The following is an 11959-nucleotide window of genomic DNA, read 5'->3' as shown; positions in this document are numbered from 1 at the left end:
GGGGGGCCGCGGGCCCGCTCCGCCCGGCCCGGCGGGGGCGCGCGGGGGGGGGGGGGCCGCGCGCCCCCCCCCCGCGGGGCCGGGGGGGGGGGGCCCCCCCTCGGCCGGGCTGGGGTCAGCCGGCGATGATCTCGCGCGCCAGGCGGGCGGTCTCGGACGGCGTCTTGCCGACCTTGACACCGGCGGCCTCGAGGGCCTCCTTCTTGGCCTGGGCGGTGCCCGAGGAGCCGGAGACGATGGCGCCGGCGTGGCCCATGGTCTTGCCCTCGGGGGCGGTGAAGCCCGCGACGTAGCCGACGACCGGCTTGGTGACGTGCTCGGCGATGTAGGCCGCGGCACGCTCCTCGGCGTCGCCACCGATCTCACCGATCATGACGATGAGCTCGGTCTCCGGGTCCTCCTGGAACGCCTTGAGGGCGTCGATGTGGGTGGTGCCGATGACCGGGTCACCGCCGATGCCCACGGCCGAGGAGAAGCCGATGTCGCGCAGCTCGTACATGAGCTGGTAGGTCAGGGTGCCCGACTTCGAGACCAGACCGATCTTGCCGGAGGTGGTGATGTCGGCCGGGATGATGCCGGCGTTCGACTGTCCGGGGCTGATCAGGCCGGGGCAGTTCGGGCCGATGATCCGGGTCTTGTTGCCCTTGGAGCCGGCGTGGGCCCAGAAGGCGGCGGTGTCGTGCACCGGGACGCCCTCGGTGATGACGACGGCCAGGCCGATCTCGGCGTCGATGGCCTCGACGACGGCGGCCTTGGTGAACGCCGGCGGGACGAACAGGACGGAGACGTCGGCGCCGGTCTCCTTCATCGCCTCGGCGACGGAGCCGAAGACCGGGATCTCGGTGCCGTCGACGTCGACCGTGGTGCCGGCCTTGCGCGGGTTGACACCGCCGACGATCTGGGTGCCGGAGGCGAGCATGCGGCGGGTGTGCTTCATGCCCTCGGCGCCGGTCATGCCCTGGACGATGACCTTGCTGTCCTTGGTAAGGAAGATAGCCATGGTGTGAAAGTCCCCTTCCTTACTTGTTGGCCAGCTCGGCGGCGCGGTCAGCGGCGCCGTCCATGGTGTCCACGCGCTGGACCAGCGGGTGGTTGGCGTCGTCGAGGATCTTGCGACCCAGCTCCGCGTTGTTGCCGTCCAGGCGGACGACCAGCGGCTTGGAGACGTTCTCGCCCTTGCTCGCGAGGAGCTCCAGCGCCTGCACGATGCCGTTGGCGACCGCGTCACAGGCGGTGATGCCGCCGAAGACGTTGACGAAGACCGACTTGACGTCGGGGTCGCCCAGGATGATCTCCAGGCCGTTCGCCATGACCTCGGCGGACGCGCCGCCACCGATGTCGAGGAAGTTGGCGGGCTTGACGCCGCCGTGCTTCTCACCGGCGTAGGCGACCACGTCGAGGGTGCTCATGACGAGGCCCGCGCCGTTGCCGATGATGCCGACCTGGCCGTCGAGCTTGACGTAGTTCAGGCCCTTGGCCTTGGCGGCGGCCTCCAGCGGGTTGGCCGCGGCCTTGTCCTCCAGGGCCTCGTGCTCGGGCTGGCGGAACTCGGCGTTCTCGTCCAGGGAGACCTTGCCGTCGAGCGCGATGATCTTGCCGTCACCGGACTTGATCAGCGGGTTGACCTCGACGAGGAGGGCGTCCTCGGCGATGAAGACCTTCCACAGCTTCTGCAGGACCTCGGCGACCTGGTCGGCGACCTCGGCCGGGAACTTCGCCGCGGCGACGATCTCGGCGGCCTTCTCCGGGGTGCAGCCCTCGTTGGCGTCGACCGGGATCTTGGCGAGCGCGTCGGGGTTCTCCTCGGCGACGACCTCGATCTCCACGCCGCCCTCGACGCTGGCCATGGCCAGGAAGGTGCGGTTGGTGCGGTCCAGCAGGAACGAGACGTAGTACTCGTCCTTGATGTCGGCGGTCTGGGCGAGCATCACCTTGTGAACGGTGTGGCCCTTGATGTCCATGCCGAGGATCTGCTCGGCCTTGGCGACGGCGTCGGCCGGGTCGGCGGCGAGCTTCACGCCACCGGCCTTGCCACGGCCTCCCACCTTCACCTGAGCCTTGACGACGGCGCGGCCGCCGAAGCGCTCGGCGATGGCGCGAGCCGCTTCGGGGGTCTCGATGACGTCGCCGTCAAGCACGGGCACGCCGTGCTTGGCGAAGAGGTCCCTCGCCTGGTACTCGAACAGGTCCACGTGTTTGTCCTTGTTCGTGGTCGCGGATTGTGTCTCTACGAGCGTGCCACGGCAGGATCTTCGCTGCGGGTCGTCGGGGCGGTGCGGGTACGCAGAGGTACGGCCTTGCGGCCCACACAGCCACGGGCGCACACGTCAATCAACACGCGCGTCACGTCCGTCTGGCAGGTTATCCCCGTGGGACGGGACTCTTTCGCCCGGGACCGGCCCGTCTTTGGTGAGAACCGTCACAGACAGCCTAAAGCGGCGTGACAGACGCCCGGTCCACCCGTCGGGCGGATTCGCACGTCCGGGTGAATCCGACGGGCCGCCTGGTCAGAACCCCTGCCCGGCCCCCTCGATCAGGTGCCGGGGGATCGGCCGCTTCTCGATCGCCGCCGCCATGACGTCCGGGAAGGCGTCGGGGGTGCAGGCGAAGGCGGGAGCGCCGAGGGCGGCCAGGGCGGCGGCGTGGGCGTGGTCGTAGGAGGGCGCGCCCTCGTCGGAGAGCGCGAGCAGGGCGACGAACCGGACGCCGGCCGCCTTCATCGCGGCGACCCGCCGGAGCATCTCGTCCCGGACCCCGCCCTCGTAGAGGTCGCTGATCAGGACGACGATCGTCTCCGCCGGACGGGTGATCTTCGACTGGCAGTAGGCGAGGGCGCGGTTGATGTCGGTGCCGCCGCCGAGCTGCGTGGCGAACAGGACGTCGATCGGGTCGGTGAGCTGCTCGGTCAGGTCGACCACCGAGGTGTCGAAGACGACCAGCCGGGTGTCGAGTGTGCGCATCGAGGCGAGGACCGCGCCGAAGACGGCCGAGTGGACGACCGAGGCCGCCATCGAACCGGACTGGTCCACGCAGAGGATGACGTCCTTGCGGACGGCGCGCCGGGCGCGGGCGTGGCCGACCAGCCGCTCGGGGACGACGGTGCCGTGCTCGGGCAGGTGGTTCTTCAGGTTGGCCCGGATGGTGCGGTCCCAGTCGATGTCGCGGTGGCGCGGCCGGTGCACCCGGGCGCTGCGGTCGAGGGCGCCGCCCAGGGCGGACCTGGTCCGGTCGGCCAGCCGGCGCTCCAGGTCGGCCACCACCCGGCCGACGACGGCGCGGGCCGTCTCCCTGGTGGTCTCCGGCAGGGCGTGCTTGAGCGAGAGCAGGGTGCCGACGAGGTGGACGTCCGGCTCGACGGCGGCGAGCATCTCGGGCTCCAGCAGGAGCCGCTCCAGGCCGAGCCGGGTGATCGCGTCCTGCTGCATCAGCTGCACGACGGTGGACGGGAAGTAGCTGCGGATGTCGCCGAGCCAGCGGGCCACCTGCGGGGCCGAGCCGCCGAGCCCGGCGCTGCGGCGGCCGCCCCGGCCGGGCCGGGCGGTCTCGTCGGGGGCGGCCCGGTAGAGCGCGGCGAGCGCGCCGTCCATCGCGGCGTCGCGGCCGCGCAGCGCGCAGCCGGTGCCGTCGGCCTCGCCGCCGAGCACCAGGCGCCACCGGCGGAGGCGTTCGTCGGTCGTGGTCGTCATGTGCTCCTCCTTCGCGAGGGCTTTCGAGGGGGCTTTCGAGGGGAACGGCTCAGCTGTCGCGGCCGGCGGCCTGCCGGGGGATGAACGGCCGCACGCCCAGCAGCAGGGCCACCACCGGCACGGCGGCGTCGGCCCTGGCCCGGTCCAGCTCGCCGGCTGCAGGCTCGCCGGACGGCTCGGCGTCGAGCGGGCCGGCCGCGACCCGGGCACCGACGGTGCTGCGCACGCCCGCCTCCAGGCCGCTGAAGGTGCGGCGCAGCAGCGGCAGGACGTCGGTGAAGGTCGTGTCGGAGACGCCGGTCAGCCACTCGTCGAGCAGCGCGAGCAGCCGGGGGTCGTGCAGCAGCAGGGCGCCGCCGCCGGAGAGGAAGCCCTCGACCCAGCCGGCCGCGTCCGCCGGTGCGCCGGCGGCGGACAGCACCAGGCGCAGGCGGCGGCCGGCCTCCTCGGTGTCGAGCCGGCCGTCGTCCAGCAGCAGCCGGACGGCGCGCCCGCGCAGCAGGCCGGGGACCCCGGTGGCCGGGCCGCCGGCGGGCTCGCGGCGGGCCAGCGCGTGCAGGGCGGCGGCCCAGCGGTCGGCGAGGCCGTCCGCGGCGAGCAGGCCGACGGCGCCGTGCACCTCGTCGAGCCGGGCGCGCAGGTCCGCCGCGCTCGCGGCGTCCAGGCCGACGCACGCGGGCGGCAGGCCGACGCAGACGCGGTCGGCCAGACCGGTGGCGGCCTCCTTGAGCGCGCCGTGGTCGGTGCCGCGCACGTCGCCGTAGCGCAGCGCGCGGACGAGGGCGGGCAGGGCGCCGGCCAGGTGGGCCACGTCGGTGTCGAGGGCGGCGCAGTCGGCGAGCACCCGCATGACGGCGGGCAGGGCGGTGGACAGGCCGGCCAGCAGGCAGGTCTCCACCAGGCCGGTGAGCTGCCCGAGTTCGCCGGCCGCGCGGGCGGTGGCGACGGCCTTCGCGGTGGCCGCGTCCTCGACCGTGGTGCCCCACTGGGCGGCCTCCGCGATCCGGACCGCGAACTCGGGCTGCCAGCACAGCCGCCAGCTCTCCCGGAAGGTGCCGGTCGAGGCGACGGCGGAGCGCGCGGGCACGCCCCACTCGACGCCCAGCAGCCGCAGCCGGTGCAGCAGGCGGGAGCGGGCGGCGTCGGTGTCCTTGCGCAGGTCGAGGTCGAGGTCCCGGGGCGCGGCCGCGGGCTTGAGGCGCAGCGTGCGCTGCAGCCGGGCGAGGTCGCGCTGGAGCGGCACCGCCGGTGCGGCGTCCGGGACCTCGCCGAGGGCGTCGCCGATCACCAGGCGGTCGCGGACGAGCTCCAGCGCGACGTCCGAGCCGTCGCACATGACCGCGCGGACGGCGTCCAGCGTCTCGGTGAGCCCGGCCAGCGGGCGGCCGCGCAGGGCGGCGAGGGTCTCGGCGAGCCGGACCGCCTCGATGACGTGCGCGGACGAGACCGGGTGGTCCTCGGCGCGGAGCAGCTCGGCGGCGCGGGCGAGCCAGCGCGGCACCGGATCGGCCCCGGCCGCGTACAGGTGGTGGTACCAGCCGGGCGACTCGATGCCCGCGCCGTACCCGGCGGACTGGGCGAGCCTGCGGTGCGTCCAGGGCACCCAGGTGATGTCCGTCCTGGTCTTCTTCGGCAGCTGCGCGAGCAGCGCCCGGTCGTGGGCGACGGTCGGCAGCTCGGCGAGGGCGGGCACGTGGAAGGCCCCGCAGACGACGGCGATCCGCCGGTGCCCGGCCCGCCGGGCGGCCCGGATCTGCCGGCGCATGTACGCCTCGCGCACGAGGTCCCGGCGGGACTCGGCGAGGCCCTCGGCGCGCAGTGCGGCCATCGCCTCGGCGACGGCCGTGAACGGCGCCAGGGCGTCGGCGCCCGGCGCGCGGTGCTCGACGACGTCCTCCCACCAGCGCTCCGGGTCGTCGTGGCCGGCGGCCTCGGCGAGCAGGGCGATCGGGTCGGCGGCGGGCTCGTCGGCGGCCGCGGGACTGTCGGCGGCGGGACCGTCGGCGGCGGCCTCGTCGGCGAAGCCGTACGCGGCGGGCAGGTCGATGAAGCGGACCGGCAGCTCCCGCTCCACCGCGTACCGGATCGCCACCCACTCCGGGGAGAACTCGGCGTACGGCCAGAACGCGGCCCGTGCCGGGTCGTCCACCGCGTGGGCGAGCAGCGCGACCGGCGGCACCATGTCCTTCTCTGCGGCCAGCCCGACGATGCCGTCGGCCTCGGGCGGACCCTCGATCAGCACCGCGTCCGGCGCGAGCCGTGCGAGGGCGGCGCCCACCGCCCGGGCCGAGCCGGGGCCGTGGTGGCGGACCCCGAGCAGGGTCACGTCCGGGGTGCTCGCGCCCGGTGCGGTCGGGCCCGGGGAGGTCATGCGGCCACCTCGCGGGCGGCGCGGTAGAAGTCCTTCCAGCCGTCGCGCTCGCGCACCACCCCTTCGACGTACTCGCGCCACACCGCCCGGTCCGCGACCGGGTCGCGGACGACGGCCCCGACGATGCCCGCCGTCACGTCCGCGGCGCGCAGGACGCCGTCGCCGAAGTGGGCCGCCAGGGCGAGGCCGTTGGTGACCACCGAGATCGCCTCGGCCGTGGACAGCGTGCCGCCCGGCGTCTTGACCTTCGTCCGGCCGTCGACCGTGATCCCCGCGCGCAGCTCGCGGAAGACCGTCACGACCCGCCTGATTTCCTCGGCGCCGCCGGGCAGTTCGGGCAGGTCCAGGGAGCGGCCGAGCTGGCTCACCCGGCGGGTGACGATGTCGACCTCCTCCTCCAGCGAGGCAGGCAGCGGCAGCACGACGGTGTTGAAGCGGCGCCGCAGCGCGCTGGACAGCTCGTTGACGCCGCGGTCCCGGTCGTTCGCGGTGGCGATCACGTTGAAGCCGCGCACGGCCTGCGTCTCGGAGCCCAGTTCCGGCACCGGGAGCGTCTTCTCGGACAGGACGGTGATCAGGGCGTCCTGCACGTCGGCCGGGATCCTGGTCAGCTCCTCGATGCGGGCGAGCTTGCCGTCCGCCATCGCCCGCATGACGGGCGAGGGCACCAGGGCCTCCCGGCTGGGCCCGTTGGTGAGCAGCTGGGCGTAGTTCCAGCCGTAGCGGACGGCCTCCTCGGGGGTGCCGGCGGTGCCCTGCACGAGCAGGGTGGAGTCGCCGCCGATCGCGGCGGCCAGGTGCTCGGACACCCAGGTCTTGGCGGTGCCCGGCACGCCGAGCAGGAGCAGCGCGCGGTCCGTCGCCAGCGTCGTGACGGCGACCTCCACGATGCGGCGCGGGCCGACGTACTTGGGCGTGATCCGGGTACCGTCGGGCAGTTCGCCGCCGAGCAGGTACGTCGCCACGGCCCAGGGCGAGAGCTTCCAGCGCTCGGGGCGCGGACGGTCGTCCTGCGCGGCCAGGGCGGCCAGTTCACCGGCGAAGGCGTCCTCGGCGTGCTGCCGCAGAACGTCGGTCATGGGGGCTCCTTCGGGTCGGCCGCCGGGCACGGTGACGGCGGGGCGGCGGGTGACGGGAGGGCAACTCCGGCCTGCGGGAGCCACCCTGCACCCGGGCACTGACAATCCGCGGCGGGCGGTGAGGAAGTGTCAGTGCCCCCGCCTACGGTCGGTGCCATGGAGGAACGCTGGAGCACCGAACACGTCCTGTCCCTGGCGCCTGACGCCGCGTCGCAGAAGGCGGCCGGCAAGCTCTCCACGCCCGCGCCCTGGTCGGCCCCGGGCACCGACGGCGCCGCGGTCTGGGGCGAGTGCGGAGGCAGCGGCAGCACGCCGTACCGCACCGTGGTCGAGCTCGCCACGCCCGCCTACCAGTGCAGTTGCCCGAGCCGGAAGTTCCCGTGCAAGCACGCGCTCGGACTCCTCCTGCTGTGGAGCGGCACCCCGCAGGCCGTCCCCGCCGCCGAGCCCGCCGACTGGGCGGCCGCCTGGCTCGACGCCCGCCGCGAGCGGGCCGAGCAGCGCGCCGCCGCCCCCGCCGCCGCCCCCGCGGGCCCCGCCGATCCGGCCGCCGCCCGCCGCCGGGCCGAGCGGCGCGGCGCCCGGGTCGCCGCCGGCGCGGCCGAGCTGCGGCTGCGGCTCGCCGACGGGATCCGGCACGGCCTGGCCGACCGGTCCGCCGCCGGTCCGTGGGAGGAGGTGGCGGCGCGGATGGTCGACGCCCAGGCGCCGGGCCTCGCCGCCCGGGTCCGCGAGCTGGACGGCCTCCCGCAGGAGCGGCTCCTGGAGGAGTACGCGATGCTCCACCTGCTCGCCACCGCCGCCACCCGGCTCGACGAGCTGCCCACCGGGCTGGCGGCGACGGTGCGGACGAGGGTCGGCTACACCACCGACGCCGCCGAACTGCTCGCCGGGCCCACGGTCCGGGACCGCTGGCTCGTCCTCGGCAGCCGGACCGCGCCCATGGGCGAGGGAGGGGACGACCGGCTCACCACCCGCCGGCTCTGGCTGCGCGGCGCCAAGACCGGCCGCCCGGCCCTGCTGCTCGCCTTCGGCCGCCCCGGCCAGGCCCCCGACCTCGCCCTGCCCACCGGCCACGCGCTGGAGGCCGAGCTCGCCTTCCACCCCGGCGCCCGTCCGCTGCGCGCCGCCCTCGGCACCCGGTACGGCGCCCCCGCGCCCGGCCCGGCCGCCCCGCCGGACGGCCTGTCCGTCGCCGAGGCGGTGGCCGGCTACGGCACCGCCGTCGCCGACGACCCGTGGCTGGACGCCTGGCCCACCGTCCTCACCGGCGTCGTCCCCGTCCTCACCCCGGACGGCTGGCGCCTGACGGACGGCCACCACACCGTCCCCGTCCGCCCCGCGGCCGTCCCGGAGGCCGCCCTGTGGCGCCTGGCCGCCGTGTCCACCGGCCGCCCGCTCACCGTCTTCGGCGAGTACGGCCACCAGGGCTTCGCCCCGGTCACCGCCTGGCCCGGCGACGACCACCGCCCCATAGGCCTGACCACCGTCTAGGAGCAGAACATGACGACCACCCAGGACCCGTGGGAGACCCTCCACACCACCGCCCTCCTCGGCACCGACCGCCGCCGGCTCCCCGACACCGCCCTGCCCCTCGGCGGGTCCGTGGACCGGGACGACCCGGCCACCGCCCTGCTGGAGCTCGCCGCGCTCGCGACCGTCCGGCGCCGCGCGGGCGCCCTGCCCGTCCCGGCCGTGGAGCCGCCGGACCCGCCCGCCCCGCAGGACGGCCGCCCCGAGCTGCCCCCTGCGGCGGCCCGGCGGCTCGCCGTCCTGCTCGCCGGCCGCACCACCGGCGGCACCGGCACCCTCGCCAACCTCACCGAGCTGCTGCCGCAGTGGCTCGCCGCCGCCCGCGAGCGGGGCCTGCGCCCGCCGGCCGCCCTGGTGCCCGCCCTGCTCGACGCCTCCCGAGCCCGCAGCGAACTGCGCCAGGACGGCGTCGCCCTGGCCGGTCCCCTCGGCCGCTGGCTGGCCGTGCGGAACCCGGACTGGCGCTACGTCCTGCGCACCACGCCGCCCGGCGCGCCGCCGCAGCCCGCGGACGACCGCCTGTGGCACGAGGGCCTGTTCGCCGAGCGCGTCACCCACCTCACGCTGCTGCGCCGCCGCGATCCGGCGGCCGGCCTCGCCCTGCTGCGGAGCACGTGGCCGACCGAGCGCGCCGAGGACCGGCTGCTCTTCCTGGACGCCCTCCAGGACGGCCTCTCCCCCGAGGACGAGCCGTTCCTGGAGGCCGCCCTCGGCGACCGCAGCAAGAACGTCCGGGCGACGGCCGCCGAGCTGCTCTCCACCCTCCCCGGCTCCGCGCTCGCCCGGCGGATGGCCGTCCGCGCCACCGCCGCCGTCCGCCTCGCCGATCCGGGCACACACCTGCTGGTCACCCCGCCCGCCGAGTGCGACGCGGCCATGGAGCGCGACGGCATACCCCCCAAGTCACCGACCGGGCGCGGCGAACGGGCCTGGTGGTTCGGCGAGGTGGTCGCGGCGGCGCCGCTCGCCACCTGGCCCGAGACGACGGGCCTGACGCCGGACCAGCTGCTCGCCCTGCGGGTCGGCGACAGCATCGACGAGACCAGCAGCAGCTGGGCCGACGACCTCCGCGAGGCCTGGGCCCGCGCCGCCGTCCGCCAGCACGACCCCGACTGGGCCCGCGCGCTGCTCGGCCCGGCGCCCGTCCCGCCCGTCCGCGGCGCGGGCCGGGCGCGGGCGCCGCGGGCCACCGGCGCGCCCGCCAAGCTGCTGTCCGTCCTGCCGCCCGCCGAACGGGCCGCCTGGACGGCCGCGTTCATCGAGGTGCACGGCCTGGGCGAGGCCTTCCAGCTGCTCGGCGCGTGCGCCACGCCGTGGACGCCGCCGCTGTCCACCGCGGTCGTCACCGCACTGTCCCGCGCCGCCGCCTCCGGGGCGTACCCGTGGAGCCACAGCGGCGTTCTCGGGATGACGGAGCGCGCGCTGGCCCCGGAGACGGCCGGCGCCGTCGAGGAGCTGGCCGCCGGCACCACACCGGACTCGGCGTGGGCCGAGACCTTCGCCCGCCTCGCCGGGACGCTCCGCTTCCGGGAGGCGATGCTCGCCGAGCTCGGGGCGTGAGCCCGGCCCGGCGCGTGAGCCCGGGTCCGGGGCCTGAGCCCGGCCCGGCGCGTGAGCCCGGGTCCGGGGCGTGAGTCGAGCCCGGCCCCGGCCCGAGTCGAGCCCCGGGCACGAGAAAGCGGGCCGGCCCCCGCCCGGGGACCGGCCCGCTCACCCGACGATGAGGGCGGAGATCAGCCCGCCGCGCGGAGGTTGGCCTCGACCCAGGCGACGACGTCCCGGGTCGGGGTGCCCGGGGTGAAGATGTCCGCGACGCCCATCGCCTTCAGCTCGGCGATGTCCTCGTCCGGGATGATCCCGCCGCAGAACACCTTGATGTCGGCCGCGTCGCGCTCCTTCAGCAGTTCCAGCACCCGCGCGCACAGCGTCATGTGGGCGCCCGAGAGGATCGACAGGCCGATGCCGTCCGCGTCCTCCTGGATCGCGGTGTCCACGACCTGCTCGGGCGTCTGGTGCAGCCCGGTGTAGATGACCTCCATGCCGGCGTCGCGCAGGGCGCGCGCGATGACCTTGGCGCCGCGGTCGTGACCGTCCAGCCCCGGCTTGGCCACCACCACACGGATCGGCCCTGACACACCCATGACTGCCTCCTGGACCTCGTCGTCCACCAACCCACCCGGCCTCGTGGGCCGTGGGCGCGTTAACGGTCAATAACCAACCTGAGGGGAGGTTAGCGCCACCCGGGCCGGTTGGCCGTGCCACCCCTCAAGAGGAGGGCAAAATCACAGGCCCACCCCTTCCTACCAGTGGGTATACCCACCTCCGGGCAATCGCACGGACCCCCGCGCGACCTCTTGACAAGCGGAGGTTTTTCGGGGGCACGGAACGTACGGATACAGTCACGCCTGTTTTCCCTCGCCCGACGACGTGACCGAGGCCCACCGAGGAGGCAGCCCCCGATGGCTCCCGACGCAGCCGCCCGTCCGACCCGTGCGGAGCTGCGCGTGGCCGCCCGGGAGCAGTCCCGCGCGCAGCGGCGCGGCGCCGCCAAGGCGGCCACCCGGGCCGCGCTGTTCCGGGTCGCGGTGCCGTCGGTGGCCGCGCTCGGGGTCGCCGCGGCCGCGGCGATCACGGTGGTGCAGGACGAGGCCGGCCGGGTGCCCCCGCAGGCGACGGCGGCCGACGCCCCCGACAGCACCGCCGCCACGGCGACCAAGGTCACCGCCCAGCAGGCCGTCGCGGCCGGCGGCGACCACTCCCAGGCCTCGCGCGGCGACGCCCGCCAGCCGCTGACCGGCGCCCAGCCGACGGACGCCCCCACCGCCCAGCCGACGCCGCCGCCCGCCCAGCAGCCGAAGGTCGTCATGCCGGTCGCCCAGCACGGCCTCGGCGAACTGTTCGGCGCGGCCGGCACCCACTGGGCCAACCGCCACACCGGCATCGACTTCCCGGTGGACGGCGGCTCCGAGGTCTACGCCGTCGCCGACGGCACGATCCGCACGCAGTGGAACCCGTTCTACGGCTACATGTCGATACTGAAGATGAACGACGGCACCGAGGCCTGGTTCTGCCACCTGCGCGGCTACAAGGTCCGCAAAGGCCCGGTGAAGCAGGGCGACCTCATCGCCTTCGTCGGCAGCAGCGGCAACAGCACCGGCCCGCACCTGCACTTCGAGATCCGGCCGCCGGGGCGCGGGCCGGTCGACCCGCTGCCCTGGTTGCTCTCGAACGGCCATGTCCCCCGCGAGCGGGGCGGGGCCGCGGGGTTGGGCCCGGCCAGCCCCCGCGGG

General features: G+C 75.7%; 9 protein-coding genes. 3 read left to right on the top strand and 6 right to left on the bottom strand.

Features of this window, described 5'->3' with window-relative positions; translation table 11 throughout:
• Positions 1 to 115: 115 nt before the first annotated feature.
• From sucD to ACFV4G_RS11485, 5 genes are all read right to left on the bottom strand, one after another.
• A complete protein-coding gene (sucD, locus tag ACFV4G_RS11505) occupies positions 116 to 1000 on the bottom strand; it encodes a succinate--CoA ligase subunit alpha (RefSeq protein ID WP_380438985.1) in 885 nt (294 codons plus the stop codon).
• A 19-nt stretch (positions 1001 to 1019) separates the two neighbouring features.
• The gene (gene sucC, locus ACFV4G_RS11500) at positions 1020 to 2192 is read right to left on the bottom strand and encodes an ADP-forming succinate--CoA ligase subunit beta (RefSeq protein ID WP_359962397.1); all 1173 of its coding nucleotides are present in this window, start codon (positions 2190 to 2192) and stop codon (positions 1020 to 1022) included.
• 315 nt (positions 2193 to 2507) lie between these two features.
• Positions 2508 to 3686, bottom strand: a complete 1179-nt coding sequence (locus ACFV4G_RS11495; protein WP_380438983.1) for a vWA domain-containing protein — start codon at positions 3684 to 3686, stop codon at positions 2508 to 2510.
• A gap of 49 nt (positions 3687 to 3735) precedes the next feature.
• Positions 3736 to 6057, bottom strand: coding sequence for a DUF5682 family protein (locus ACFV4G_RS11490; RefSeq protein ID WP_380438981.1), 2322 nt, complete (start codon positions 6055 to 6057; stop codon positions 3736 to 3738).
• Entirely contained in the window at positions 6054 to 7136 is a 1083-nt protein-coding gene (locus ACFV4G_RS11485; protein ID WP_380438979.1) for an AAA family ATPase, read from the bottom strand. The genes ACFV4G_RS11490 and ACFV4G_RS11485 overlap by 4 nt, the downstream gene beginning before the upstream one ends.
• A 156-nt stretch (positions 7137 to 7292) precedes the next feature.
• Between ACFV4G_RS11485 and ACFV4G_RS11480 the strand changes: the two genes are divergently transcribed.
• Both ACFV4G_RS11480 and ACFV4G_RS11475 read left to right on the top strand, forming a co-directional pair.
• Positions 7293 to 8630: an SWIM zinc finger family protein gene (locus tag ACFV4G_RS11480; protein ID WP_380438976.1), complete on the top strand. Its 1338-nt coding sequence runs from the start codon at positions 7293 to 7295 to the stop codon at positions 8628 to 8630.
• Positions 8631 to 8639: 9 nt separating this feature from the next.
• Positions 8640 to 10229, top strand: a complete 1590-nt coding sequence (locus tag ACFV4G_RS11475; protein WP_380438975.1) for a DUF5691 domain-containing protein — start codon at positions 8640 to 8642, stop codon at positions 10227 to 10229.
• Positions 10230 to 10402: 173 nt separating this feature from the next.
• Here ACFV4G_RS11475 and ACFV4G_RS11470 read toward each other — a convergent pair whose 3' ends face one another.
• The gene (locus ACFV4G_RS11470; protein WP_153460947.1) at positions 10403 to 10810 is read right to left on the bottom strand and encodes a cobalamin B12-binding domain-containing protein; all 408 of its coding nucleotides are present in this window, start codon (positions 10808 to 10810) and stop codon (positions 10403 to 10405) included.
• A 318-nt stretch (positions 10811 to 11128) separates the two neighbouring features.
• On the opposite strand from ACFV4G_RS11470, the gene ACFV4G_RS11465 reads away from it, so the two are divergent.
• Positions 11129 to 11959 (top strand): M23 family metallopeptidase (locus ACFV4G_RS11465; RefSeq protein WP_380438973.1); only part of this gene is annotated, 831 nt, incomplete at its 3' end.

The organism is Kitasatospora sp. NPDC059747 (genome assembly GCF_042732955.1).
GTDB lineage: Bacteria > Actinomycetota > Actinomycetes > Streptomycetales > Streptomycetaceae > Kitasatospora.
The sequence above is the reverse complement of the archived record's forward strand: the minus strand, read 5'-3'. Positions and strand labels throughout refer to the sequence as shown.

Coding starts and splice junctions, on each gene's coding strand:
- sucD (WP_380438985.1), bottom strand. CDS start 1,000: ATGGCTATCTTCCTTACCAAGGACAGCAAGGTCATCGTCCAGGGCATG.
- ACFV4G_RS11490 (WP_380438981.1), bottom strand. CDS start 6,057: ATGACCTCCCCGGGCCCGACCGCACCGGGCGCGAGCACCCCGGACGTG.
- ACFV4G_RS11475 (WP_380438975.1), top strand. CDS start 8,640: ATGACGACCACCCAGGACCCGTGGGAGACCCTCCACACCACCGCCCTC.
- ACFV4G_RS11495 (WP_380438983.1), bottom strand. CDS start 3,686: ATGACGACCACGACCGACGAACGCCTCCGCCGGTGGCGCCTGGTGCTC.
- ACFV4G_RS11470 (WP_153460947.1), bottom strand. CDS start 10,810: ATGGGTGTGTCAGGGCCGATCCGTGTGGTGGTGGCCAAGCCGGGGCTG.
- ACFV4G_RS11480 (WP_380438976.1), top strand. CDS start 7,293: ATGGAGGAACGCTGGAGCACCGAACACGTCCTGTCCCTGGCGCCTGAC.
- ACFV4G_RS11485 (WP_380438979.1), bottom strand. CDS start 7,136: ATGACCGACGTTCTGCGGCAGCACGCCGAGGACGCCTTCGCCGGTGAA.